Annotated in this window: 30 protein-coding genes, 1 pseudogene and 1 other annotated feature; of the genes and pseudogenes, 5 read left to right on the forward strand and 26 right to left on the reverse strand. The window is 33.9% G+C overall.

The genetic code is table 11. From position 1 onward, the window contains the following. Positions 1–5: 5 nt before the first annotated feature. Positions 6–779, reverse strand: coding sequence for a Fe-S cluster assembly ATPase SufC (gene sufC / locus BR77_RS06575; protein WP_010051023.1), 774 nt, complete (start codon positions 777–779; stop codon positions 6–8). A 352-nt stretch (positions 780–1131) separates the two neighbouring features. Between sufC and BR77_RS06580 the strand changes: the two genes are divergently transcribed. Next, on the forward strand, positions 1132–1857 hold the full coding sequence (locus BR77_RS06580; protein ID WP_015075825.1) for a gamma-glutamyl-gamma-aminobutyrate hydrolase family protein: 726 nt from the start codon (positions 1132–1134) through the stop codon (positions 1855–1857). A gap of 160 nt (positions 1858–2017) precedes the next feature. Here BR77_RS06580 and BR77_RS19410 read toward each other — a convergent pair whose 3' ends face one another. From BR77_RS19410 to BR77_RS06640, 13 genes are all read right to left on the reverse strand, one after another. Next, positions 2018–2143, reverse strand: a complete 126-nt coding sequence (locus BR77_RS19410) for a hypothetical protein (protein WP_015075824.1) — start codon at positions 2141–2143, stop codon at positions 2018–2020. Positions 2144–2158: 15 nt separating this feature from the next. Next, complete coding sequence (locus BR77_RS06585; protein WP_015075823.1) at positions 2159–2491, reverse strand: hypothetical protein; 333 nt, start codon at positions 2489–2491, stop codon at positions 2159–2161. 35 nt (positions 2492–2526) lie between these two features. After that, the gene (locus tag BR77_RS06590) at positions 2527–3468 is read right to left on the reverse strand and encodes a helix-turn-helix transcriptional regulator (RefSeq protein WP_233638135.1); all 942 of its coding nucleotides are present in this window, start codon (positions 3466–3468) and stop codon (positions 2527–2529) included. A 498-nt stretch (positions 3469–3966) separates the two neighbouring features. After that, a complete protein-coding gene (gene gloA2 / locus BR77_RS06595; RefSeq protein WP_015075820.1) occupies positions 3967–4347 on the reverse strand; it encodes an SMU1112c/YaeR family gloxylase I-like metalloprotein in 381 nt (126 codons plus the stop codon). A gap of 18 nt (positions 4348–4365) precedes the next feature. Next, positions 4366–5025, reverse strand: a complete 660-nt coding sequence (locus tag BR77_RS06600; RefSeq protein ID WP_015075819.1) for a CPBP family intramembrane glutamic endopeptidase — start codon at positions 5023–5025, stop codon at positions 4366–4368. 84 nt (positions 5026–5109) lie between these two features. After that, positions 5110–5859: an ABC transporter permease gene (locus BR77_RS06605; RefSeq protein WP_015075818.1), complete on the reverse strand. Its 750-nt coding sequence runs from the start codon at positions 5857–5859 to the stop codon at positions 5110–5112. 154 nt (positions 5860–6013) lie between these two features. Then, positions 6014–7000: a LytTR family transcriptional regulator DNA-binding domain-containing protein gene (locus tag BR77_RS06610; protein WP_015075817.1), complete on the reverse strand. Its 987-nt coding sequence runs from the start codon at positions 6998–7000 to the stop codon at positions 6014–6016. A 129-nt stretch (positions 7001–7129) separates the two neighbouring features. Continuing rightward, a complete protein-coding gene (locus BR77_RS06615) occupies positions 7130–7963 on the reverse strand; it encodes a MetQ/NlpA family ABC transporter substrate-binding protein (RefSeq protein ID WP_010051010.1) in 834 nt (277 codons plus the stop codon). Positions 7964–8008: 45 nt separating this feature from the next. Next, positions 8009–8698 (reverse strand): methionine ABC transporter permease, encoded by a 690-nt coding sequence (locus tag BR77_RS06620; protein WP_051926688.1) that lies wholly within the window; start codon positions 8696–8698, stop codon positions 8009–8011. Continuing rightward, positions 8688–9719: a methionine ABC transporter ATP-binding protein gene (locus BR77_RS06625; RefSeq protein WP_010051007.1), complete on the reverse strand. Its 1032-nt coding sequence runs from the start codon at positions 9717–9719 to the stop codon at positions 8688–8690. The genes BR77_RS06620 and BR77_RS06625 overlap by 11 nt, the downstream gene beginning before the upstream one ends. A gap of 87 nt (positions 9720–9806) precedes the next feature. Beyond that, positions 9807–10075, reverse strand: a binding site (T-box leader). A 45-nt stretch (positions 10076–10120) separates the two neighbouring features. Next, on the reverse strand, positions 10121–10465 hold the full coding sequence (locus BR77_RS06630) for a glycine cleavage system H family protein (protein WP_015075814.1): 345 nt from the start codon (positions 10463–10465) through the stop codon (positions 10121–10123). Positions 10466–10482: 17 nt separating this feature from the next. Further along, on the reverse strand, positions 10483–10836 hold the full coding sequence (locus BR77_RS06635) for an arsenate reductase family protein (RefSeq protein ID WP_010051002.1): 354 nt from the start codon (positions 10834–10836) through the stop codon (positions 10483–10485). A 115-nt stretch (positions 10837–10951) separates the two neighbouring features. Continuing rightward, the gene (locus BR77_RS06640) at positions 10952–12130 is read right to left on the reverse strand and encodes an FtsW/RodA/SpoVE family cell cycle protein (RefSeq protein WP_035064373.1); all 1179 of its coding nucleotides are present in this window, start codon (positions 12128–12130) and stop codon (positions 10952–10954) included. A gap of 761 nt (positions 12131–12891) precedes the next feature. Here BR77_RS06640 and BR77_RS06645 point away from each other — a divergent pair. Beyond that, positions 12892–13539, forward strand: coding sequence for a FusB/FusC family EF-G-binding protein (locus BR77_RS06645; protein WP_015075811.1), 648 nt, complete (start codon positions 12892–12894; stop codon positions 13537–13539). 49 nt (positions 13540–13588) lie between these two features. Here BR77_RS06645 and arcD read toward each other — a convergent pair whose 3' ends face one another. The 5 genes from arcD to BR77_RS06670 form a co-directional block, all read right to left on the reverse strand. Beyond that, positions 13589–15040 (reverse strand): arginine-ornithine antiporter, encoded by a 1452-nt coding sequence (gene arcD / locus BR77_RS06650; RefSeq protein ID WP_010050998.1) that lies wholly within the window; start codon positions 15038–15040, stop codon positions 13589–13591. A 114-nt stretch (positions 15041–15154) separates the two neighbouring features. Continuing rightward, positions 15155–16114: a YihY/virulence factor BrkB family protein gene (locus BR77_RS06655; protein ID WP_015075810.1), complete on the reverse strand. Its 960-nt coding sequence runs from the start codon at positions 16112–16114 to the stop codon at positions 15155–15157. 148 nt (positions 16115–16262) lie between these two features. Next, positions 16263–16490: a DUF2969 domain-containing protein gene (locus BR77_RS06660; RefSeq protein ID WP_016356357.1), complete on the reverse strand. Its 228-nt coding sequence runs from the start codon at positions 16488–16490 to the stop codon at positions 16263–16265. 201 nt (positions 16491–16691) lie between these two features. Then, the gene (ald, locus tag BR77_RS06665; RefSeq protein ID WP_015075808.1) at positions 16692–17804 is read right to left on the reverse strand and encodes an alanine dehydrogenase; all 1113 of its coding nucleotides are present in this window, start codon (positions 17802–17804) and stop codon (positions 16692–16694) included. A 196-nt stretch (positions 17805–18000) separates the two neighbouring features. After that, positions 18001–18354, reverse strand: coding sequence for a hypothetical protein (locus BR77_RS06670; RefSeq protein ID WP_015075807.1), 354 nt, complete (start codon positions 18352–18354; stop codon positions 18001–18003). A gap of 197 nt (positions 18355–18551) precedes the next feature. On the opposite strand from BR77_RS06670, the gene BR77_RS06675 reads away from it, so the two are divergent. Continuing rightward, complete coding sequence (locus BR77_RS06675) at positions 18552–19463, forward strand: AEC family transporter (RefSeq protein WP_010050988.1); 912 nt, start codon at positions 18552–18554, stop codon at positions 19461–19463. Positions 19464–19506: 43 nt separating this feature from the next. On the opposite strand, the gene BR77_RS06680 is transcribed toward BR77_RS06675, so the two are convergent. The 4 genes and pseudogenes from BR77_RS06680 to BR77_RS19415 all read right to left on the reverse strand — a co-directional run bounded on the left by BR77_RS06680 (position 19507) and on the right by BR77_RS19415 (position 22268). After that, positions 19507–19947, reverse strand: a complete 441-nt coding sequence (locus BR77_RS06680) for an NUDIX hydrolase (protein ID WP_015075804.1) — start codon at positions 19945–19947, stop codon at positions 19507–19509. Positions 19948–20156: 209 nt separating this feature from the next. After that, positions 20157–21073 (reverse strand): annotated as a pseudogene (locus tag BR77_RS06685) (aldo/keto reductase). Positions 21074–21359: 286 nt separating this feature from the next. After that, complete coding sequence (locus tag BR77_RS06690; RefSeq protein WP_016356356.1) at positions 21360–21683, reverse strand: hypothetical protein; 324 nt, start codon at positions 21681–21683, stop codon at positions 21360–21362. Between the two features lie 132 nt (positions 21684–21815). Beyond that, positions 21816–22268: a hypothetical protein gene (locus tag BR77_RS19415; RefSeq protein ID WP_015075800.1), complete on the reverse strand. Its 453-nt coding sequence runs from the start codon at positions 22266–22268 to the stop codon at positions 21816–21818. Between the two features lie 230 nt (positions 22269–22498). Between BR77_RS19415 and BR77_RS19050 the strand changes: the two genes are divergently transcribed. After that, a complete protein-coding gene (locus BR77_RS19050; protein ID WP_015075799.1) occupies positions 22499–22675 on the forward strand; it encodes a hypothetical protein in 177 nt (58 codons plus the stop codon). Positions 22676–22718: 43 nt separating this feature from the next. Here BR77_RS19050 and BR77_RS06705 read toward each other — a convergent pair whose 3' ends face one another. Then, a complete protein-coding gene (locus BR77_RS06705) occupies positions 22719–23204 on the reverse strand; it encodes an AmiS/UreI family transporter (protein WP_015075798.1) in 486 nt (161 codons plus the stop codon). Between the two features lie 129 nt (positions 23205–23333). Between BR77_RS06705 and BR77_RS06710 the strand changes: the two genes are divergently transcribed. Further along, positions 23334–24146: a MerR family transcriptional regulator gene (locus BR77_RS06710; RefSeq protein ID WP_015075797.1), complete on the forward strand. Its 813-nt coding sequence runs from the start codon at positions 23334–23336 to the stop codon at positions 24144–24146. A gap of 57 nt (positions 24147–24203) precedes the next feature. Here the strand turns inward: BR77_RS06710 and BR77_RS06715 are convergent, their stop codons facing one another. Both BR77_RS06715 and BR77_RS06720 read right to left on the reverse strand, forming a co-directional pair. Next, the gene (locus BR77_RS06715; RefSeq protein ID WP_015075796.1) at positions 24204–25844 is read right to left on the reverse strand and encodes a peptide ABC transporter substrate-binding protein; all 1641 of its coding nucleotides are present in this window, start codon (positions 25842–25844) and stop codon (positions 24204–24206) included. Between the two features lie 20 nt (positions 25845–25864). After that, positions 25865–26179 carry a cupin domain-containing protein gene (locus tag BR77_RS06720; RefSeq protein WP_010050980.1) on the reverse strand — a complete coding sequence of 105 codons (315 nt, stop codon included), beginning with the start codon at positions 26177–26179 and terminating at the stop codon, positions 25865–25867. Between the last annotated feature and the right edge of the window lie 110 nt (positions 26180–26289).

Raw genomic sequence — 26289 nt, forward strand, 5'->3', positions numbered from 1 at the left:
CCTCCTTAGTCTTCATCTAATTCGATGTCAATCCCTAATTCATCACGAATGCCTTTGTAGCCTTCTGCTTCTAGGCGTTTTGCTAATTCAGCTCCACCTGTTTTAACAATAACTCCGTTCATCATAACGTGAACAATATCTGGAGTTACATAGTTTAATAGGCGTTGGTAATGGGTAATAATTAATGAACCAAAGTTGTCGCCACGCATAGCATTCACGCCTTTTGATACAACTTTAAGGGCATCAATATCTAATCCTGAATCGATTTCATCTAAAATAGCAAAAGTTGGTTCAATCATCATTAATTGTAAAATTTCATTCCGTTTTTTCTCTCCACCAGAAAAGCCTTCGTTTAAATAACGTTCAGCCATTTCTTCTGGCATATCTAAAACATCCATTTTGCTATCTAATTTTTTAATAAAGTCCATTACTGACATCTTATCGTCTTCTCCGCGACGCGCATTGATTGCGGCACGCATAAATTCAGCGTTGGTAATTCCGGCAATTTCACTTGGGTATTGCATGGCTAAGAAAAGGCCAGCACGAGCACGCTCGTCAACTTCCATTTCTAACACATTTTCGCCATCTAATAAAATTTCACCTTGGGTAACTTCGTAACTTGGGTGTCCCATAATTGCTGCAGATAAAGTTGATTTACCTGTTCCATTTGGTCCCATAATTGCATGAATTTCACCTGTATTCATGACTAAATTGACACCTTTTAATATTTCTTTGTCTTCTATAGAGACATGTAGATCTTTTACTTCTAAAACTGCCATTTTATTTTCCCCTTTGCTCTCTTTTATTTACACAACTAAATGTGTGATTTTTACGATTTAAATTTTATGACCTTCCTTTATTTTAGCCCAACTGAGAATCTTTCGCAATGAATTAAGCTAATTTAACCTAAATAAATCGCGAAAAATGGCATTTTTGATTACTTCTTTAGAATTCTTATCAATTAAGTGCCGTTATTGTTAGGTTTCTTACATCACTTACTTTTTATTAGCTTTTTTTAGTATTCTGTTGTAAAATAAAGCATTGGATAAGAATGACTTTAATTTAAAAGTGAATCCTATTCCTATTAAAAATTTCCTCTTGATAGAGATGATGAAAGCGAGGATATGCAAGATGAAACCAATGATTGGAATTGCAGGAAATAGTTTAACGAAGCATGCGAGTGTTTTTCACGACAATTTTGTAACGTACACACCTCAAGGATTTGTGGACGGTGTCAAAAAAGCGGAAGGCATCCCAATTATCTTCCCAGTTGGAGATCCAGCTGAAGCCAAAGAATACATGGCTAAAGTTGATGGTTTATTATTGGCTGGTGGGCAAGATATTTCGCCGCACTTATATGGTGAGGAACCAAGTATTAAATTGGAAGAAACAGCACCTAAACGTGATGTATTTGAGCTAGCTTTGATTAAGGAAGCTTTTAAACAAAAGAAACCTATTCTAGCTGTTTGCCGTGGGATGCAACTATTAAATGTCGCACAAGGTGGCAATTTGTACCAAGATTTAAGTGCTTATCCAGAATGGACGGTTCAGCATTTACAAGCTAGCCATCCAGAGATTGGAATTCATACTGTCACAATTAATGAACAGAGCCATCTTGGTCAATTAATGGGTAGTAATTACTCCGTTAATTCTTATCATCATCAAGCAGTTAAAACCTTAGCCGCTGATTTTGTGGCGACAGCATGGAGCCCTGATGGACTTGTGGAAGCTTTCGAAGCTAAGGATCCGGATCAAAGCGTTGTGGCTGTGCAGTGGCATCCAGAATTGATGCAAGAAACAGACCCAGTTATGCAACGGTTGTTCACGGATTTAATTCAACGTAGTACAACAAAATAAAGAAAAAAGGAAGATTGGATGATTTTGTCCAGTCTTCCTTTTTTGCACAATATTCAGCTTATACAAGCCAGCATTCACTTTCTATTTATCATCTATCTATTTGAAAAGGTTTCATTCAGTTCTTTTCCATATTTTTGTTTCCAAAAACGCTAACCCTATGTTACTGTTCTCTATTATAGTCAATTAAATTTCTTGCTGAAGAAAAGTTAGTTTTTAACCCTGTAATAATTTTTTCGTTTTCAGTAATAGCTAAAAATGCTGTACTATCCCATTCTACAAACTCCACACTTGCTAAAGGATGTTAAATAGTCAACGGATTATTCCAAAAACCAACATACCCATCTGCATACGGAAAGTCATATTTCAAAACTTCCTCTTTAGAAATATCTTTATTAAAGGCAGATAATACGCCCCAAACCCAAAAACCATCATCAAAGTTAGCTCTTTCAGTAAGTTCTTCTCCAGATATCCATTCAAATGGTCTATCATAATTTTTCATATCTTTATTTGAAGGAGCATACTCACTACCAGTTATCAGCCAGTTATACTTTTTTTGCTCATCGTTAATAGCATTAAATATTTCCTTAAGGCTCGTATATTTTCTTTCATCATCCTCTATTATAATGCCATTCATTAATAGTCTCTCCTTAATTAGCTTTTTGAAGGCCTTTAATAGTATTTATATTCTTCAATATCATATTCTAGGACATTATTTTTTATTATTTCCATTAAAATTTCATTGTCATTTATATCAGCCATTACCATGGCACGTAAATAAAATTTTGCTGAATCATTTTTTTCATCTAATTTCATTAAATTAAACGCTTTTTCATAAAATAAAAAATCTAAATGATAAGCCAATCCTTCTTTATTTAACAACTCTATTCCTAAACTACAAAGATTTACAGCCTTAGAATATTCTCCAATCTTAGAATAAAATTTTGCTGAATTGTAATAGGTTTTTGCAATTTCTGGGCTATCATTTATTGTATCAATTAAACTAAACAACTCATCCAATTGATCTAGTGATTTTTCAAAATAAGTTAATGCTTTCTCATCCTCATCTTGCAAAGAGTATGCTATGCCAATACCATTCATTGCAGAAACATCAATAAAATCAATACTATTATCTGATTCGCCAGTTAATACTTGATTAAAATAATAAATCACGTCTGTTTGGCTTTTATCTCCCATTAAACTAGTTATACCCATAAAATAATAATAAAGCTTTTTTTCATAAATAGTTTCCAGCTTATCTAATTCAATGCTAGATTTAAGTAATTCATACGCTTTATTATGCAAAGCTTTACTACAAAGATCTCTAACTTCTTTAAAAATTCGATTATTTCCACTATCATTATCTAACGTATAATCGGAAATGTCACTGAATTCAATGTTTAATCTATCAGCTAGCTTCAACAAAATAGAAATAGTTGGTACACTTGCTCCATTTTCTAGGTTACTCACTGTAGCTTGAGTACATATATTTTCTGATAATTCTTTTTGAGTTAATCCTTTTTCTAACCTTTTTTTCTTAATTTCTTCCCCAAATTTTGTAGCCATAATGTAGTCCTTTCTTATATATATTTTTTTATCTCCTTGATTAATCATACAATATTTCGTATTATTAAGATAGCATTATTGTATAAACATCTATTTATCTATTCCAAAGTTAGGAGGTTGTTATAATGACTATTGAAGAATCACTATTAATATCTATCACAACACAATTCCCAATAATTTCAACATTTGGAGACGCTCCTCATATTTAAAGTTCAAAAAAGAAAGAGCTAAACTAGTCTTTATGATTAGTTTAGCTCTTTCTTTAGTACAATAACAATATTTACCTAAATTTTTGTTGTGTTTGATATTGAGTACTTTATTTTTGATGTGTTTCAACTTGATAGCCACACTAGAATATTTTACAAATTTCAAAATAACTAACATATCAAATATCCACTAATTGCATACCTATATTTTAAACTCACTACATATTGTGTATCGTTTATTACTGTATAAAATTTTAGTTCCTTTAACTTACTTATGGTTGAAGTATTTTATAGGTGACCTTTCCTGATGTATCTAATTATAATGATTCAAATCCTTTTTTTATTCATGTAATTCTAGTGGCAAACCATCTGGATCGAAAAAGAAGGTCATCTTCTCATTCGTGTAATCATCGATCCGAATCGGCTCACAGTCAATTCCTTTAGCAGCTAATTCAGAAATGACTTCCTCAATAGCATCGACTTTAAAAGCTAAATGTCTAAGTCCACATGCTTCTGGATTTGAAACTCGTTTGGGATTATTTGGCATTGCGAAAATTTCAAGCTCGCTGTTGCCAAATTTTAAATCTAATTTATGATCATTCCGTTCAGGACGGTAGTTCTCTCTGATCACTTCAAAGCCTAGTAAATCAACATAAAATTCTTTTGACTTTTGATAATCTGAGACAATAATCGCCACATGATGTAGTGCTTGTAAATTCATTTTTTACCTCCGGGTGTTTTAAATAAACTGCATCGCAACAAAGCTGAGGCCATTATTTAAGAAATGTAAAGCGATTGAACATTCAATGCGACCTGTTTTCAAATAAACGGCACTTAACGCGGCTCCCATTGAACTATACAATAAGAAGCTTTGAATGTCTGTTGGGCCATGAAATAGTCCAAATACGACAGATGTCACAATCAAAGCTGCGACTTGATGCTTTTTAAAGAATAATTGCGTAATAGATGCTCGGAAGATGATTTCTTCATTAATTGGCGCTGCAATCACAATCATAACGGCCATTAAAAGGCTTGAATTTGAACTCGTTAATTGATTAATCGCTTCTTGATTTGCCGTTGTATCTGTCGTCATAAACATCGCGATGACAACAGATACGACCTTCATTAAGAAGAAAGCAATAAAGATGATTGCCAAGTTTCTTCCGGTTAAGAAGTCCCATTTAAAGGTAATTATTTTTCTTTTTAGCGCAAGCATTACGATAATTGCTACTGAAGCTAAAAAGAGTAAGCTAACAACATATGGAAAGAAAGGCGAGTTGGATAAACCCATTCCTATACCAACACCAAATAAAATTGATGGAAGAAAATTAATTACGAGTAAAGCAATTAAAAATAAGCAATTTAACCAAAATTCTTTTGTTTTTAACAGTTTTAACATAGCTTCCTCCTTCTATAAAAATAGTTTTAACTCTCAAAGTCTATCTTCTATCATAGCTTTTTTTAGGCTTTAGGTAAAGAGATTTTATTCTGATTCCAGGCCTTTTTTCTTATAAAAATAAAGACAGCTTCCACTTGCAACTATGAACCAAGCTACGAGAACCAAACCATTTTTTAAAGAAACGGGATTGGGATCATTTTGAGCCAAACGGCTAATTATTTCATTTAGTGTGCCTGTATAAATAAAACTAGAAGCTTTACCAGCTAAATCGTTTAGTTGAAAAAGTAATGGAATCATCATCAAAATAAGCATAAATGGCATTGATAATAACGACACTGACATTTGATTTTTGGCACTCATACCGATAAGTAAACCTAAAATGATTGTAATTACGCTAACTATGGTGGTAATTAATAGATAGACTAGCATGTTCCCAACGAATACACCGCTAATTGGAATCAAAATAAAATTGATTGCTGTCATAATGACTAAGACTGGTGCCAAACTTCCAATCAGAAATTCCACTTTATTAACAGATGAACTCAACAAAACACGTAACGTCTGCTTTTCTTTTTCTTCTGCTAAAGGCATACTAGCCGCCATAATGCCCGTCATTGTCACATTAAATATAACGCCTATCTGTAAAATATACCCTGTAACAAATTCTACTGATTCTGGTTGTGTTCCCCCTGGAGTGGGTACTTCCACAACTGTTTTAAAGATAAAAACAAATAGGATTGCCATAATCGGCCCCAGCATAATCGTTAAATTTTTCAAAATCATTTCTAATTTAAACATAAATAGTGTCTGTATTTTTCGCATGGAACTACTCATTGTGCTTTCCTCCTGTGATATTCAAAAAAAACTGTGTCTAACCTAAATGGAACTATTAGATGCTTGCCAGAAGTATTTCCCAGGCAATAATTATAGTCATTCCCAAAATTCAAAAAACGTATGCTTATAGTCATTTTCTTCACCCTTAAACCACTTAAATCTCAAGCAATAGTTTTAATTCCTCTAAGCGAGTTCTAGATAAAGGTAACTTTGTTTTGATTTCATCTGCTAAGACTAAGGTAAAACTATTTCTGGAATAACTGACTAATTCCCGTACTCTTTGCAGATTAACTAGATAACTTCGGTGACAGCGGAAAAATCCAAATTTTATGAGTCGCGCTTCAAGTTCAGTCATAGTTAAAGCCGATGGAAAGCTTTCGCCACCAACATGAACTTGACTGACACCGTTAATACTCTCAATATAATCAATTTCTGTCGGACTAAAGAAAATCATTTTATCATCAATTTTACATAATATTTTAAAGACATTCGGTTGTAAATTGGCTGAATAAGCTGGTTCATGGTTCCCTTTTTCTTCTGACAAATCAACTTGATTTAAACCAGATTCATGCTTCACATAGACTTTTGAACTAAGCAAAATGAGCTCTTCTAAATAAGGTGCCGTAACTAGCACTGCAATAGCTTCTTTTTTGAATACCTCTAAACATTTTATATAAAGCTCAATTCCTTCATTATCTAAATCCGTTAGCGGACTTTCGATTAAAACTAAATCAGGTTGTGCGCTATAGATTCTTAAAAGGCCGACTCGCTTCTTTTGTGCAAGGGATAGTTTTTCAATTGCAGTCTTCCAACAATCTATTAAGGCAAAAGATTCTTTTAAATTGGCTAAGTCAATTTTCTGAGCATTTAGACGATTAAAGAAAGTCAGATACTTTTCTACTGTTAATTTTTCATACAATCCGTCGTTCTTTCGATCCGATTCCATACTAGTTAACTGGCGTTGTATCTTGCCACTTGTTGGTATTTTTTCTCCTTCAATTAAATCAAATAAAAGATGACTTTCGTCTATTGAACATTTTATCCCAACTACTTCAGCTTCCTCGACATCAAAACTTATATTTTTTAAGAGGAGTTTTGCTTTTTCTTGTTTCATTACTTCTTCGACAATTAACCGTTTCATATGTATCCTCCGCTCCCCATTCGCTATCTTTTTATTTTACTATAGAATTTTGAAAACCAAGTAAATCCGACATCAAAAAAGCAGAAAAACCCAAGATAATGAGTTTTTCTGCTTTTAATTTTAAATGATTTAGTCTACTGGTACGACTGCGCCGTTCCATTCTTTTAAAATCCATTCTTTTACATCTTTTGATTTTAAGACTTCAACTAATTTTTTAATATTTTCATTGTCTTTATCTTCTTTTCGAACTGCTACAATATTCGCATATGGTGAACTTGTTTTTTCTAAAGCAATCGCATCTTTCAAAGGATCTAAGCCATTATCAACGGCAAAGTTTGAGTTAATTGCCACAATATCCCCTTCATCATTGTTCAAGAAGGTCGTCATCAATGCTGGATCTGCTTCATATGTGAATTTTAAATTCTTTTTATTTTCAACGATGTCGTCAAACGATGCTGTAGTTATGTCAACACCATCTTTGACTTTAACTAAGCCTGCATCTTGTAAAATGCTGATAACACGGCCCCAGTCGGTTGTTGAATTACTGACAATTACTGTTGCTCCGTCTTTTAAGTCGTCTAAGTTTTTAACGCGTTTAGAATACAAACCCAGTGGTTCAATGTGAATTGCCCCTGCATTTACAAAATCATAGTCATTTTCTTTCACTTGTAAATTGAAATAAGGAATATGTTGGAAATAGTTTGCATCAATTTCACCATCAGCTAAGGCTTTGTTAGGCAAAATGTAGTCTTGATAAGTGGTTATTTGTAAATCAATTCCTTCTTTTTCTAAGATTGGCTTCACATGTTCTAAAATAACTGCATGTGGGATATTACTTGCTCCAATTTTCAATACGTTATCTTTAGCTTTTTTATCCTCTTTAGCACCATTTGACCCACAAGCCGCTAACGTTACTACTAAAACTAAAGCCACAATTAATCCAAAAATTCTTGTTTTTTTCATACTCTTTTCCTCCAATTTTCTACTTTATTAGTCGTTAATTTAAAATTAACGCTTGTCGATTTTTTTAACAGCGAAGTCGCCTAATAACTGGATTGCAAAGACAATTACTAGAATAATAAAGGTTGCAACGACTGTCACGCCCATTTGATTTCGTTGGAAGCCTTCTAAGTAAGCGAGGTTTCCTAATCCACCAGCACCAATTACACCGGCCATAGCTGTGTAGCCCACCAATGATATTGCTGTTACAGTGATACCTGAAACAATTGCGGGTAGGCTTTCTGGTAAAAGAACTTTATAAATAACTTGAAATTTATTTGCCCCCATGGCTTCTGCTGCTTCGATAACGCCCTTATCAATTTCTCTAAAGCCAATTTCAACCATCCGCGCATAGAAAGGCGCTGCCGAAATAATTAGTGCTGGCAAAGCTGCAGTAGGCCCCATTATTTTCCCTACTAAAGCTTTAGTTACTGGGATTAATAAAACAATTAAGATGATAAAAGGCACTGAACGGAATACATTAACAAGAATTGACACGAACCAATAAAAGAATTTAGCGAGTTTCGTGTTTTTTCCATTTGTTTCATATAAGACTAAACCTAGTACCAAACCTAAGATAAAGACTAGTAGTAAAGAACCTGCTGTCATACCTAGTGTTTGTAAGGTTGCCGTTTTTATTTTTTCTGGATCAACAGTTGAAAAATCCAAGTAGGCTGAAAAATCTATTTTATTTAACATCTGTAATCACCTCAACTTCAACGCGCATTTTCCTTAAATTCTCAATGGCTTGATTAATTTTTTCTGGTTGCCCCATTAATTGAACATACAAGGAGCCAATCGCGCCTTCTTGCGTTTTCTTGATGTTCCCTTCAATAATGGTTAAATCAACTTCATCTTCTTTAACAATTTTAGAGATAATTGGCAGTTTTGCTTGTTCACCGTGGAAGGTTAAGCGTACGACTTTTCCATCTGGATACTCGGCTAACAATTCTTCTAAAACGAGATGAGTATCTTCTTCGTCATTAGAATCTTGACGAATAAAACGTTTAGTCACTTCTTCTTTTGGACGTTTGAAGACATCCATTACATTGCCATGTTCTACAATTTTGCCACTTTCCATGACAGCAACTTTATCACAGATTTTACGAATGACATGCATTTCATGGGTAATCAATACAATCGTTAAATTTAAACGTTTGTTAATATCCAATAATAAATCTAAAACCTCATCTGTTGTTTGCGGATCTAGCGCACTCGTCGCTTCATCACATAATAGCAGTGTTGGATCATTGGCTAGCGAGCGAGCAATACCAACGCGTTGCTTCTGACCACCAGATAATTGAGCTGGGTAGGCATCTTCTCGGCCTTCAAGACCCACTAATTTTACTAATTCATTGGCTCGTGCCAAGCGTTTTTCTTTTGGAACACCTGCAATTTCTAAAGGAAACAAGATATTCTCAACAACGGTACGCGACCATAATAAATTAAAATGTTGAAACACCATCCCGATTTTTTGGCGCTCTTTTCTTAGCGAACTCCCTTTCAAGGTTGAAATCACTTTTCCATTTACAGAAACAGTTCCAGAACTTGGAGCTTCTAGACCATTAAACATTCGAATTAATGTGCTTTTACCTGCGCCAGAATAACCGACGATTCCATAAATATCGCCACTTTCGATGGATAAATTAACCCCATTTACAGCTTCAACAGTTCCTTTTTTCGTTTGGAATATTTTTTTGATATCCTTTAACTCAATCATTGTTTATCGTTCCTTTCCATCCTCTTAACATCTGCTTAATTAATAAAACAAAAAAGCTCTCATCCTTAAACCAAGTTTCATACTTGATTCAAGGACGAAAGCTTTGGACATTTCGTGTTACCACCTTGTTTTGTTGACTCATCACTAAGTCGACCTCAATCAGTACAAAAGAAAAAAACAACTTTTTATACTGTGGCACTGTAACGGGTGCTCCCGTAATAAGCTTGTTGGTAAAACCAATTCGCCTACTCCTCGCTCAAAGACCATCTTCAGTTCTATATTCATTGCCTTTTTTCAGCTATCCAGGCTCTCTTTTAAATGACATTAAAACGTACTCTTCTTATCATCGCTTTTCTTTAATTGTTCTAAGTTTAGCAGACGGTAAAGCCTTCTGTCAAGGCTTACTCTGAAATTGCCAGACTAGATAATAATTCTTTATCAACTTGATCTAAAATAACAATCCAGTTATCTTCCTTTTTAGTACTATTTAAAAGTTCTGGGTTTTCACTCAGTTCAAGATTCCACGCAACAACTTGACCTTTTACAGGTGAAGTTAATTCTGTTACAGCTTTTGCGGCTTCGACACCAATTAAAGTTGCATCTTTTTCTACTTGGGTTGTTTCAGGAGTTAAATCAACAAACATAACCTCACCTAAATCATCTTGCCCTTTAGCAGAAATCCCTACTTTTATACCTTCTTGAACTTCTTCTAGCCATAAGCCATTTTCACTATAGTAAACTGTCATGTCCTCTACTCCCAACTTTATTTCCAGTTTTTTTCGAAATCTGCTTCCTTGAAGCCTAATGTTAATTTTTTACCATCAGTCATTAGCGGTCGCTTAATCAGCATACCATCTGTAGCAAGCAATGCACTGGCTTCAGCGATATCCATATCATCAATCTTATCTTTTAGTCCTAGTTCACGGTATTTCCCACCACTTGTGTTAAAAAAGCGACGAATTGGTAAACCAGAAGCTTCAATCCAGCTAGCTAATTCCTTAGCTGTTGGCGGCGTTTCTAAAAGGTTGATTTGGTTATAGACGACTTTATTTTCATCTAACCAAGCTCTAGCTTTTTTACATGTAGAACATCTTGGGTGTTCGTAAAATTGAATCATTGTGTGTATACCTCCAGAATTTATTTAGAAAAATCGAATTCAGCATGAGTTCTTTTTCACTAAAATTTTATTATCTTTAGTATAACATGATTTACGTTGTCAGTTAAAGTTGAATCTAAAATTCTTTTTCTTCATCAGAGAACATATAACTCTTATAATGGTACCGCATCGATAAGATTAAGCCGACAGCCATCATGTTTCCTAGCAACGCCGTCCCACCTTGTGAAATAAACGGTAATGGAATACCAGTCAATGGTAGTAATCCGATACTCATCCCAATATTCTCCAGAACATGGAATAGAATCATCATAATAACCCCAGTTGAAATATAGGTATAAAATTCATTTTTCGTATCAAAACATACGCGAATCATTTGATAAATTAGTAAGAAATAAAGGAAAATCAATATACAACTTCCAATAAAACCAAAGTTTTCCGCAATTGTAGAGAAGATCATATCCGACTCTCTAACAGGCACATACACTTCAAAAATACCAAAGCCTTTACCAAATACTTTACCAGAGCCAATGGCTTTCATACTTTGTACTAGCTGGTAAGCATCTCCTGAAACATCGTGATAAGGATTTAACCAAGAATCAATCCGAGCAAATTGGTAATTTTTAAAGCCTAATTTAAGTAGGAACGGTCGGTCATTCATAACTAACCATAACGCACCGCAAAAAGTACTAAATCCTAGTGTAAATAACGGAAGCAAAATTTTCCACGTAATTCCTGACATTAAGACCATCCCACCGATGATTGCTATAAATACCAACGTTGTTCCTAAGTCATTTTGAACTAATACAAGACCTAGTGGAATTGCGGCTGTTAAAAACATTTTACCTAATAATAAAAAATCAGTTGAAGGTTGATGTTGATTAAAACGGCTATTGTGTTTCGTAACGACACGAGCCATCATTAAGATAAAGGCAACTTTCATTACCTCAGAAGGCTGGAAGGTCAGACCACCAATTTTGAACCAACTCTTTGCGCCGGTTACAGCTTCAGTTGGTCGATCATAAAGGAATAAAACCAGCACTAGCAGGACAATCCCACCCCAGTAGGCAATTGGTGCTAATTTCCAAAGCTGTTCTGAGTCAAATTGCATAATGACCGCAATCGCCACAGCTCCAATGACATACCAAGCGATATGCATAATCGTTGCTTTAATACTCCCGCCCATATCAATTACTGTTGTTGAATAAATAGTTGCGATACTAATAATACACAGTAACATGACGGATAAGATGATACCATAATCTATTTTAGATTCACTATTGCTGTTTTCTGCCATGTTTTCTAAAGTCTCCTTGTAAATAAAAAGTTTGTTGAGCCGGGTAGCTCCGATAAGAAAATAGGGAAAATTGATATGGCGTTTTTTTGCCATCTCAAATTTTCATCTTTTTCTCGAGGAGTTGGCTCATAAGAACTAGCCTTAATAAAAAGTTTGTTGAGCCGGGTAGCTCTAGCAAGAAAATAGGGGAATTTGATGTGACGCTTTTTGTCACCTCGAAATTCCATCTTCTTTTCGAAGAGCTGGTTCATAAAAATTAACTTGTATTTATTGTTTCATTAATCATACCCTATTATAGACTGAATTTCACGTACCATTTTTCAATAAAACTTCCAAAATAGCTTCTATGAAAAGTCGTTTAATTATTCTTGTCTCAATTTACTATTATAAGCTATTTACAGAAATAAATCTTTACCAAATTCTTACATTTTTTATAAATTTATTTTTCAAGTCGTATTTTAACAAGAAAGCTACATTCAACTTAGAAATTCTAGTATGTTTCAATTAACTAAACTTGATTCAGTCTATAAAATTATAGTATACTGGCTTAGAATTATAATAGGAACGACAATTTTTTTCGTATCAATTTAAATAAACTAAATTTTAGGTGGTGATCAAATGGTGCATATAAAATGCATTTCTATACGATGGGTGGGACAACTTTAGTAGTGTCGTTTCAGTTACTTTAATAGTAAGCCTCCCTACTAAAGTTAACTTTATTGTTAAACAAAATAGAACTTTTATACGGAGGAAACACTATAATGGAAAAATTTATCCAACCCTACACTTACAATTTTATTCAATTCCAAGCAAATGAATTGCTTAAAGCGCATCGTTCACTCAATGACTTCGCTACTATTCAAACTATGAAATTAGTAGTCATTGAAAAAATACTTACTCGCTTTAATCAACCAACTGAATCAGAAAAAGAACTTCTTAATCGAATCGTGCAATTTAGCCATTCTCAAAAAGAAATGGATGCTTATTTAATCCTATTAGAGGATTTTATTATTCCTTTTGAGCAACCTTCTGATGCAGCATTAAAAAAATTATTTCGCAAAACTAAAAAATTACACATCCCTAATTGGGATACACTTAATTTAGCTGACTATACATTTTATGGTTGGAATGATGCCGGGAAACAAAGAAAATATTTAATTCTCTTTGAACAACAAAAATTAATCGGGATCGAAGGAACGCTCTCTCCAACTACGCATAAAGGATTTTGTGCTATTTGCCACACTTCTTCTCAAGTTTCCTTATTTATGAATATTGGAAAGCATAATAAAGATGGACAATTTACATCTAAAGGGAATTATATTTGTCATGATAGTCATCAATGTAATAAAAATATCATGGAACTAGATGAATTACAAAAGTTCATTGGGATTGTGAAACAAAAAGAATAAGCTAAAAACAGCATCTTCCTCATTCATTTGAGAAGGATGCTGTTTTTTTTTAAATCGTAATGGTACCAGTTGCTAAGAAATAAATAGCAAAAAGGCTTCCGATAAAGATTAGTGCAACAACAATTTTCTCGATTGGTGAGAAGAAATGTCTTTGGTGCTGCTCTTTTTGAGCTTTGATATAAACAAAAATTCCTGGTACAAATAATAAAGTTAACAGTAACATGAACTTTAGTCCAGCACTGACAAAGGCCCAAATTTGAAATGCCGTTGCTACTAGTCCAATAACCAATTGAATGGTTCTTTGACGCCCTTTTGGTTGTTGATAAGAAAATTTAACTTGATACATCGTGACAAAAATATAGGTAATAATCACAACACTAGAAACTAACGAAGCCACAAATTGATACGCTTGATCTGTGATCAAGAAAGTAAACATAAATAATTGAATACACATACTTGTGATTGTTAAAGCTTCTGCTGGAGCTCCGTGTTTATTAATTCGCCCAAAAATGCTAGGAAATACGCCTTGTTTAGCAGCAATTAAGCCAGTTTCAGCTGGTAAAATTGTCCATGATAACCAAACGCCTAAAATCGAAATTGATAAACCTCCACAAATGAAAGCAGCACCCCAATATCCAACGATTTCTTCTAAAACATAAGCCATTGCTGGTTCTGGTAGGTTAGCTAATTGATTTTGTGACATCACGCCAAAAGATAAAATCGTTACCAACATATAGACAACTAAAACGCAAAGTACGCCAATTATAGTTGCTCGACCAACATCTTTTTTATTTCGAGCCCGAGCAGATAAGATACTTGCACCTTCAATTCCGACAAAAACAAAAATCGTAATTAACATTGTTGATTTAACTTGATTCATAACATCTTTAAACTCAAACTGTTGCGTCATAGTTCCCCAAAAATCCGCTGTGAAAATAGACGTTTGAAAAGCCATTATAGCAAAAACAATAAAGACAAAAATCGGCATTAACTTACAGACTGTGACAACAAAATTAATAAAGGCCGCATTTTCAACGCCCTTTGCCACAAGGTAGTTAAGTAACCATAATAAAATACTTGCTCCAATAATTGATGGAATATTTTGTCCGCCTTTGAAAATTGGAAAGAAGAAGCCTAGACTACTCATTAACATCGTTGCAAAAGCTACATTACCAAGCCAGATTGATAGCCAGTATCCCCAAGCACTAACAAACCCAGCAAATTTTCCAAAACCATCTTCCGCATATTGGAAAATCCCAGAATCTAATTCCGGTCTTTTATCAGATAAATTTTGGAAACATAAAGCCAACGCAATAATCCCAACGCCAACAATACCCCAACTAATCAATACTGCTCCTGGCGCTGCACCAAGGGCCATATCTTTACTTAAATTAAATATACCCGCTCCAATAGCTGAACCTATGACAATTGTCATCAATGGTAAAAAACCGACTTTTTGTTGCGTTTTTAAAACCGATTTTGTTGCTGTTTTCTTTTTCAAAATAGATACGCTCCTAATTAAAGATAATCCGAATTTTTCAACTTCGCTCCCTCTCATTTTAGCATAGAGTCTCTAGGAAGATGAATCTAACCTCACAATTTTAAGAGCATTCAGCTAAAATTTCATGAGATTTTCATTTTCGGCTTTAATTCGTATTAATTTACGTCGCTGTTTCATCCCTTTAGCCTGAGGAATTGCCTGATCATCATCTGGATGTGGTTCTTTAATTTCTTTTAAATAATGATAGACCATTACATTAATAAAGCCACCTAGTAGCAATATCGTGGCAATTAAATACAACCAGAGCATCAAAACAATAAAAATACTAAGCGTTCCTGTGCCGATTGATTTTCCTCCTTGAAAACGAACATATATAGAAAAAGCTTGAGAGGAAAGCAGCCAACCAACTGTTGCAAAAACAGCGCCCGGTAGAGCATATTTAATCCCCCATCGAACATTTGGAACTAACCAATAAAGAATCATAAAGACAATCAGTAATACTAAAATCGTTGTAACCCATTTAATACTTGTAAATTCAGAAAGAATATCCATATTTAAGGCTAATTTTTCTTGCACAAAACGAATGACTTGTTCACCAAAAACAAAAATTAAAATTACTGAACCTAGAACAACAATCATCACTAATGCAATAATAAAAGAAAAAATTCGTGCCACAATAAAATTTTTACGCATTTCTGTACCGTAAACATTATTCATCACTTGTTGTAGAGCATTAAAGCCACTTGAAGCCGACCAAATAGCTGTTACAATCCCAAATGAAATTGCTGTTCCACTTGATGAATGCAAAATATTATCCAATATAGGTTGCAATAATTTAAAAATATCTGGCGGAACTGCGGATTGCACATAAGGCATGATCTCTTCCGTACTAATTGGTAAAAAAGGAATCAAATTACCTGCTACTAATAATATAGGAAATAATGACAATAAGACAAAATAGGCAAGTTGTGCTGCTTGGGAAGAAACATTAGCATTCTCCCAATTTTTTTGTGCTAGTTGAAAAACACTTATAATTTTTTCTCTGGACTTTTTAGATTTTATAACGCGCTCCATTAGGAAAACTTCCCTTCTAATGCAAAATAGTATCATAAGCATACCATATTTAATTTTCAAATAAAAAAGTTATGGTTGATTTGCGGAGAAAATAAAAGCACCTTTCTCTGGCAAAAGCCTAGAAAAAGGTGCTAAATATTCTCATTCATTAGTTGTGTAAATTGTAATCCATAATTAAATCATTAATCCCTGCATCGACTGTTTTAACAACAAAACTCTTGCCATCTTTTATAGACACAGTTGGATTTTTTTTACCTTCTTGTTGAACAGTTCCAATTTTTTCATCATTAATAAATAATTCTAACTCAACAAAATCTTCTGTATTTCGTTCAGTTTCTCGTACTTCAACTTTTACTTCCTTATTACCTCTCGCCAAATGAACGCGCTCCTTTAACTAATTTAATAACTTGATGGCTTCATTAATTGCTTGTCTCTCTACTAGTATATTGCTTTTCAACAAAAAACAAAACCCTTATGCCTAAATTTGTTCAGAAACTTTACTAAAAAACGGTTACTTTTGTCCTATTTCAAAAAATGATAGGACATATAGCGCCCTATCATTTAGTAAATTATTTAATTACATTACGTCTAAAGCAACTGCATAATCAAAACCATGAGCCTTAGCAACGGCTTGGTACGTAATTTGATGATTGATTAAATTGATTCCAGTTAAAATCGTTGGGTTTTCTTTAGCAGCTACTACAATGCCCTTGTTTGCAATCTGCAAAGCGTAAGGCGCGGTTACATTTGTTAAAGCTAACGTAGACGTTTTAGCTACTGCACCTGGCATATTAGCAACAGCGTAATGAATGACACCGTGTTTCGTATACGTTGGTTGATCATGAGTCGTAACACGATCCGTTGTTTCAAATATTCCGCCTTGATCAATAGCAATATCAACTAACACAGATCCTGGCTTCATATTTTTCACCATTTCTTCTGACACCAATTTTGGTGCTTTATCTCCCGGAATCAAAACAGCGCCGATAACTAGGTCAGCATGTTTTAGTAAATGAGCGATATTATAGCTATTCGAAATAAGCGTATCAATTTGGCTTCCAAATAAATCATCTAGTTCAGCTAAACGTTTTGGATTCACATCTAAAATAGTTACCGATGCACCAATTCCAATCGCAACTTTAGCAGCATTTACACCTGATACTCCGCCACCAATAATTGTTACTTTACCTCGCGAAACACCTGGAACACCTGCTAATAAAACGCCACTTCCACCCTTTTGACTTTCTAAAAACTGAGCTCCAACTTGAACAGCCATCCGTCCGGCAACTTCACTCATAGGCGTCAACAAAGGTAAACTACCATCTGCGCCTCTCATTGTTTCATAACCAATCGCTGTTACTCCAGCATCTTTTAAGGTTTTCGTTAAAACAAAATCTGGTGCTAAATGTAAATAAGTAAATAAAATTAAGCCTTCATAAAAATAATTATACTCTTCAGCTAAAGGTTCCTTCACTTTCATCACCATTTCAGCTGCCCAAACACTTTTTGCATCCGCTTTAATTTCTGCACCTGCTGCTTCATAAGCTGCATCTGAAAACCCAGCGTTTGTTCCGGCATTTGTCTCAATAATAACTTTGTGACCAGCTGCAACTAACTCAGAAACGCCTGCTGGTACGATGGCAACGCGATTTTCATTGTTCTTAATCTCTTTTGGTATTCCAATTAACATGTTCATTCCTCCTATATGTCTAGCTAAAACTATCACTTACTTCTATTATATGCCTTTTATGAGCAAATAGAAAACACTTTGTGCACTTAAGCACAATATAATTCTAATTTATAACCGTTACATTTATAATTTTTTCATTTTATTAGCTAAAATAAACGCTACTTTTCTATCTTTCACCAAAAAAATAACAACTCCTTTAACTATGCACAATCTCAATATCAAATAGTTGCGGATTTTGATCAAACCAATAGTCTAACAATTTTCCTGAACCTACTCTCAGCTCTTTTTCAAAAATATCAAATGAAGCTTCTTTTGAGATGATTTTTTCGACATCCCTATTAGTTGTTAATGCTTCCAATCCAATTTCCATCAAGTAAGTAACTCCCGGTACAATTTGACAGCTGGTGATTAAATACCTTCCTGCAAACATCTGGTGATTTAATAAAATCATTGGTTGAAAAAAATTAGTTCCTTGGATATCAATAATTTTTGCTGGTGTACCATTGCTTTTGACTAAATTATGTTTAATTTCGGCTTTTAAAATCAGCATATGCTCATTCCCCCTTTTCTTTCTAAAACAAGAAAGCGCTCTACCTCATTTGCCTAAAGTATAGCATATTCCTAACTTTCGGCAAGCTTGATTTTTTTATTTCACTTGCACTTTACTGATTAGAGTTTCATAATAAGTAGTGATGCTTATAAAGGTATTTTCTAGTCAAGTCTACATTCAAGGGGGAATATAAAGTTATGTCGACTATTCTATTGCAGGCTGTTGGCTTTTTGCTAATTATTTTTGTCGCCTATATCTTAAAAAAAGCCGGTATTTTTAAAACAAGTGATGGTCATATTTTGTCTAAACTTATTGTAAATCTAACATTACCTGCAGCTATTATTGTTGGTTTTAACGGAGTAAAGGTCAATTCAATCTTTTTTTTATTAATTTTAATCGGATTTTTAACAAATATTATTTTAGTTACAACAGCTGGTTTTTTAGGTCGAAAAAAAGAACCTATTGAGCGCGGTTTATTGATGTTTAGTATTGCCGGTTACAATATTGGAAACTTTACACTTCCTTTTGTTCAGGGCTTCTTCAGTGCTGCTGTCCCCATTCTCGGAATTTTTGATATGGGAAATGCCTTAATGCTTTCCGGGGGAACCGTTGCCTTAGTAGAAGGTATTACTGGTAAAAAAGAAGAAAAATTTTCCATTGTTCGTAGCTTAAAAAGACTTTTTAAATCCCCACCTTTTACGATTTATATCGTCATGTTTGTTCTAGCACTTTTTCATTTACTTATTCCCGAAAAGGCTTTATCTATTATTAAATTATTTTCTAGTGGAAATGCATTTCTATCTATGTTTATGATTGGACTTTATTTGGAAATAAACATTGATCGCGGAAGCTTAAAAACTGTAGCAAAAATTTTGGTCACACGTTACTTTTTTGCGACAATTGCAGCCTGTCTTTTTTATTTTGTTTTACCTTTTCCAGAATTAGTCCGTAAAGTCCTCGTACTCATCGCTTTTGCACCAATTGCTAGTCTTTCTACAATTAACTCCATCGCATTTGGAGCAAAAGAATCAATCACAGGCTTTTTATCTTCAGCTAGTATTATTATTTCATTGATTATTATGACTGGAATTTTACTTGTTTTAATGTGACAAAAAAGAGATTTGGACAATGAGCCGAATCTCTTTTTATTATTCATTTTGAATGGCATTGTTCAGTATACTTCGTTAAGACGTCAAAATGATGATTCGCAATTTTTTCTGGAGTTTGAAGCCATTTTTTTAAGACACCTAAAGAAATCCAGCGAATATTTTTATACTGATCACTTTTGGTTAAATGAACTCCTGTAGCTTCACAAATATAAGTTTGAAAGTGAATCATTTCCGTCATTTCAAGTGTTTTAGTTTCAAAAAAGGCTTCATCATTATCCGTTTGAATCGTTGTAATTGATAAACCTGTCATAGCTTTGACTTCACGTTTTAAGGCTTCAATTGCCTGTTCATCTTCTTTTATTTCGCCACTTGGTAGCTCTAGTAAACCTTTTTCATCTGGAGTCCCGATTGCTTTTTCTTGGATTAAAATAAATTTTTGATTCCCTATTTTTCGTTCAATAATTGCTATTCCATTCTTTTTCACTTTCTTTTTCGCCTCCTATACTATCACTTAAATTATAACAAAAAAAATAATGTTACATCTGTTTTCATTAAGACTTAAGCAAAGCTTTAAACTTGGCTGATAGATAACATTTTATTCTGACTAAACAAGTCTTATTTTTAAACTGATTTTCTTGAAAAGAATAAAAAAGAGCAGCCAGATAGCAATCTGGCTGCTCTTTTTTGCACTATTTATGGTAAAACATTTCCTGCTGCACGATAAATACTGTACCATTCTTCACGACTCAATGTAATTGTTGATGCCATTGCTGCATCTTTAATTCGAGTTGGATTCATTGTTCCAATAATCGTTTGAATCTTAGCTGGATGTCTTGTAATCCAAGCCGTTGCAATCGCCGTATTTGTCACACCTTTGGTAGCAGCAATTTCATTGATTGTTGCATTCAATTCTGGGAATTTGTCATTATCCAAAAAGACTCCTTCGAAGAAACCAAATTGGTAAGGAGACCAAGCTTGAATCGTCATATCATGAAGACGAGAATATCCAGCACACTGCCATCATGGTCAATGCTTCTTGAATTCGTCATATTAACATTGATACCTGCATCAATCATTCCAGTATGCATAATTCCAAACTGCAGTTGATTCACAATCAGTTTTTGATCAATATATTTTTGCAGCAGCTCAATTTGCATTGGATTTTGATTACTTACACCAAATTGCTTCACCTTGCCAGATTGCTGTAACTCATTAAAAGCCTCCGCTACTTCTTCCGGCTCAACCAATGTATCTGGGCGATGTAAGACTAAAGCATCTAGATAATCCATATTTAAACGTTTTAGGCTACCTTCCACTGAGTTAATAATATGTTCCTTAGAAAAGTCGAAACTCCCCTTACGGATTCCACATTTTGATTGAATTAAAATATCTTCACGCTTAATTGAGGTTTCTTTTAGTGCTTTCGCAAAAATTTCTTCTGACGCACCACCCCCATAAATATCTGCATGATCATAGAAATCAATTCCGTTATCAAAAGCAGTTTGAATTACTTTACTTGCATCGGAAACAGAATTATCTGCCATACGCATACAGCCTAATGCAATCTCAGAAGCCAGTAAACCACTTTTACCTAAATCAATTTTATTCATTTTATTTCCTCCATTCCTATTTTTGAAGCTTTGGTACATAAGAACTAGCCTGATTAAAAAGTTCGTTGAGCCGTTTAGCTCTGGCAAGAAAATAGGGAAATTTGATAGGGCGTTTTTTGCCATCTCGAAATTTCATCTTTTTCTCGAAGAGTTGGCTCATAAGAACTAGTCTGATTAAAATAAATGATACTCTTCTATTTTACGCTTTAAAGAAAGGGGTTGCAAACAAAAAGTGAAATAATTTTATTCAAAGTACTTCTCCCCCTACTCTTATTCTGTTTTCAGTTTATTTTTCTGCTTGTTGTTCAGATCTCAACTCTAAATCTGGTAATTGATTTGTAACTTGCAATTGAATCGTAAAAATCCACAAAATTAAAAACAACGTGATCACACTAGCTAAACTTGTTAAAAATAAATACTTCATATAGTTAACTTTTAAACGAATAGGTTTTAATCTTTTTTCCCACCTAGCTATATTTTTCTTTTTTTTAGGTTTTCTTTTTGTTACTGTATGTAATTCGATTCGAAACAAAATCAACATGATTCCTGAAACACAACCTCCAATTATACTAATAAAAAAAATTAAGCCTAGTACTCCATACCAAATCATCAAACTCACTCCACTGTTTTATTATTAAATCTTACTATAACACGATATATCAAAAAAAATAAGCGAACAGCTTAATTTAATTTACAATTTTTTACAATCAAAAAAGCTAGGGAATCCCTAGCTCTCTAATCATTAAATCGGTGTATTTAATTCATCTTCTGTATATTTTTCTAGTTTACCAGCTTTATGAAGAATCTTTTTAACTTCATGGATTGCCTTTTTCTGTTCAATATAGCCTTTTACCTTACTATCTGTATCATCTAATTTCTCTAATGTACCATCTAATTTATCAAAATGCTTGCCAATACTTGCGACAATGCGATCTTCTTCATGCTCATCAAAAGCAATATTTTCAGCTCCTGCTTCAATTTCTTTAGCTTCAAGTTTATCTAGTTTATTCGCTTCACGAATCGTTTTCTTGATTTCATGAATAGCTTTTTCTTGTTCAAAGAAATGTTTGATTTTGCTATCTGTGTCTTCCATCTTACATAACGTTTCATCCAGCTTAATAATTGTGTGCTCAATCTTACCAAGGGTTTTAAACTCTTTCTTACTGTAATTAGTCATTAAAATTCCTTCTTCCATCAATTATTTGCATTTCTTCTCTGCAATATTAATGGTACTCCTATATAAAACATTAATCAAATGATATCCCTTATAATTGTAAAACAAAGTTCATTTCCGTCGCAGGTTATTAGTATCTAACTGTCTAAAATTGTGCTAAAATCAAGTTAATCACGGTAATCTACTTTCACTAATCTTAAGTTGGAGCTAGATTCCGTCTTCACTATTCTATACTAAAAGGAGATGATTACATGAAAAGACTCATTAGAAATGGACTTATCAGTGTCGGAGCAGCTTCTATTGCAGTAGGTGCTACCTTAATTACTGGCGCAGTTGCCTGGTATTCATCTGATTTAGCCTTAAAAAAGTTAGATAATCAATCGCAAAGTAAAACTCAATGCCAATGCCGTAAATGTAAACATAAGTAATTAAAAATAAGCCTGAAGTTTCATTACTTCAAGCTTATTTTGTTTACCAAAGTTCAGTTATCATAAGAAAACCAGGAATCCATGCTGTAAAAATCCCCGTAAAAATCGCAAAATAATAAACTGGTATGTCTATTTTTTTTGCCAGAACTGTTTCAATAAAACCAGTTAGCCATAGCGCTCCCCAAACTAACCAAATAATCGCGAATCGCCAGTCTCCTTCACTAGCAAAACTAATATAGGCACAAGGAACTGTATTGATAGCAACAAATAAACAAAAAATTCCATAGACTCGATCATCAAGATTAAAAACTGAAACCAGTGTGACAAACAAATACGTAAATGCAAATAAAAAACCAGTTGCAGCAGCATAATAATCGCCACGCCATAAATAAACTAAATTAATGATAAACGATAATACTCCTGTAAATCCATTCATTACCGCTAGAGACTTTTTATCAATTTTTAATAAACCACCTAAACCATTACTAATTAATGTAACACCTACAAATAACATCCCTACACCTAACATTCTTTTTTCCTCCTGCATGAGCTCATTTATTTAGCCTAAAATTTGATGGAAGCTCGTTTTTTTGCTATAGTTTCAGTATAAACCTTAGAACGATTCCAAGGTCAAGCCAAACTAAAAAGAAGGTTGCAGATGAACTCTTATTTTAAAATAAAAGAAATGGCTGATTTGTATGATATAGGCACAGATACATTAAGACATTATGATAAAATCGGGTTATTAAAGCCTTCCCGAAGTAGCAATGGCTATCGCTTATATAGTGTTCAAGATTTATATAAACTAAATCTAATTCGTGATTTACGCAATCTTGACTTTTCACTAGAAGCAATTGGGAACTACTTAGAAAAAAGAACCATCGAACAGACAACAAATTTATTGAACATCGAATATGAATTAGTGAATGAAAAAATCCAAGAGCTTGAAAAAACGCAAGCCTATCTAAAGGAACGGATAAATTTAATGGACGAGTCTCCTAAAATAATAGCAAATGAAGTTAACGTATTGAAGCTTCAATCTCGTTATTGTATCCAAGAATTGGCTCCCTTAGAAAGTCCAATTGAAGTTGATTATACCTTGAAAAAATTGCAAAAATGCAATGAAAGCCTAATTCCATTATTAACCCAATCTGCAATTGGAGCCTTTTTTGATTGTGAGCATTCTTACTTAAAAAAACAGGCCAGTTTCAACTCAGTTTTCTTTATTTTAAAAGAAAACCAGGTTAAACCTGACTTTGTCTTAACTGCTGGTAGTTATCTGTCCATTCATTATCGTGGAAGTTACCAACAAAGTTTTACCTCCTTATCGAAGCTATACACATATATTAACGAACATAAGCTCGTTGCTCTTGGGCCACCTTTTGAACTTTATAAAATTGATTTTCATGAGACTCTGAAAGAGTCTGAATTTTTAACTGAAATTCAAATTCAAGTTGTAGAAAGCACTTAGCACATCAAACAACCCCGTTAACTCTTCTCTAAAGGAAAAGAAACGGGGTCGTTAGTGTTATTCTTTATAGGCTCCTTTAAGCACAACTGGTGCACCAAAGGAATGGTATTGAATCCCTTTAACATTTTGTTTTTGCAAAATAGCATCATTTCGTTGGCTAAGTCCAATTGTTCCAGCATCTTCTAGTAAAAATTTCTCTGCTTCAATTAGTGTTTTCCAACGTGCTTCTAAATCTAACGCATAAGTTACAGATGCCTTTTCTAACAACTCATTATAGGCTGGATTCTCATAATTCATTGCGTTTGGTGATTTGAACACATTTAGCGTTGAGATTGGATCTAAATAATCCGGAGCCCAATAGATCAAGAACATGTCGTAATTGCTTTCTCGAGCAAAATTCAACGCTGCTTCAGTTGGCATTGAACGGATACTTATTTTTAACCCTGGTAAATTTTCTTCTAAATTTCCTTGAATGTATTCACCCATTTTTTTATACACACCGTCATCTGTTACCATTAACTCAATATCAATCTTATCACCTAGCTCAGCTTTAGCTTTATTCCAATAATCAAGTGCTTTGGTCTTATCAAAAGCCATTACATCGCCAGCTTCTTTACGAAAATCTTCATTCGTTTCCGGATTCCCCACAAATCCAGATGGAATCAATCCATTTAAAGCATTTGATCCATCAGCTACAACTTTATCCGCCATCGTCTCTTTATCTAATGCCAGTGCCATCGCTTTACGTACATTTTCATTTGCTAAAGGTGTTGCTTGGCCATTCCGTTTTTGATTTAAACGAACATAGTTAATAATCGATGTTGGCACAGATAAAAAGTCCGGGTTTTCGGTGTTTTCTGAGGCGATAACTCCAGTTAATGTTGCAACATCTAATTGATCATTATCAAATAAGTTTAACGCTGTAGAACTTTCCTTAATCACTTCATAATGAATTAAATCGGACTTCACATTTTTTTTATCATGATAGGTTGGATTTTTTTTCAAATCCCAGCCTAGTTCACCTTGTTTCCATTTACCCATCGTAAATGGTCCATTATAAATAACAGTTTCATTGGTTGTTCCATAATTATCACCTTGTTTTTCCACAAATTCTTGATTCTGCGGAAAGAAAACCGGAAATGTTAACACTGATGTAAAGAAAGGCTTCGGCTCACTTAGTTGTACCTCAATTGTATAATCATCAACGGCCTTGATGCCTAACTCATCTACTGGCTTTTTACCACTTACAACATCCTCACCATTTAAGATAGTTTGTTGAATTAAAAAGCTATAGACTAACCCTTCTGCTGGATCTGCTAATTTTTTCCAAGCATAAATAAAATCATTGGCAGTCACTTTAGTTCCATTCGACCAAACAGCATCTTCACGCAATTTAATCGTATAGGTTTTACCATCTTCTGAAATTTCCGGCAACTCTTTAGCTACTGCTGGAATAACAGTTTCCTTTTCTCCAATTGCATATAAGCCCTCAAAAACGGCTGTATGAGTTACTGCATCTGGAAAATCAAGCATATTTAAAGAATCTAAGGTTGTGACTTCAGAAGCAACCATCAAATTTAACGGTTGATTACTTGTTTCAGCATTTTTATTTTCCTTATCGCTTTTAGATCCACATCCAATTAAAGTAATGGTTATAACAGCCAAACTAACTAAACCTAATCCAATTCTTTTTTTCATATTACTCCCCCTAGTCAAGCCTATTTAATCAATACCCAACAAATTTCACATGGTACATCGCCATTATTTACACACCAATGTTCCTCACCTGCTGGAATTAAAGTCCCCATTCCTCCACTGATTTCAAAAGCTTCCCCACCGCTTTCACCAGTCATTCCACCAGAAATAATATAACTATATTCGTTTTCTTCATGTCGTGAAAGTCCTTCTTTAGGGACTCTTTCTCCTGGTAAAATTGAAATAGTTCCCATTCTAAAATCTGTCACATTTAAATTATTTTCTTCAAAAAAACTTTTCAAATGATAGTCATCTGCTTCTGCAAAAATCTTTTCCATCTTTCCACTCCCTCATTCTAATCTAATCTATTTTTAATTTTTCTGAAAATTTACTCAATTATACATGAAAGCCCTTTGTTTGTAAATCTCTTTAGCGAACTAAAGCTATT

This window comes from Carnobacterium maltaromaticum DSM 20342 (genome assembly GCF_000744945.1).
Lineage (GTDB): Bacteria > Bacillota > Bacilli > Lactobacillales > Carnobacteriaceae > Carnobacterium > Carnobacterium maltaromaticum.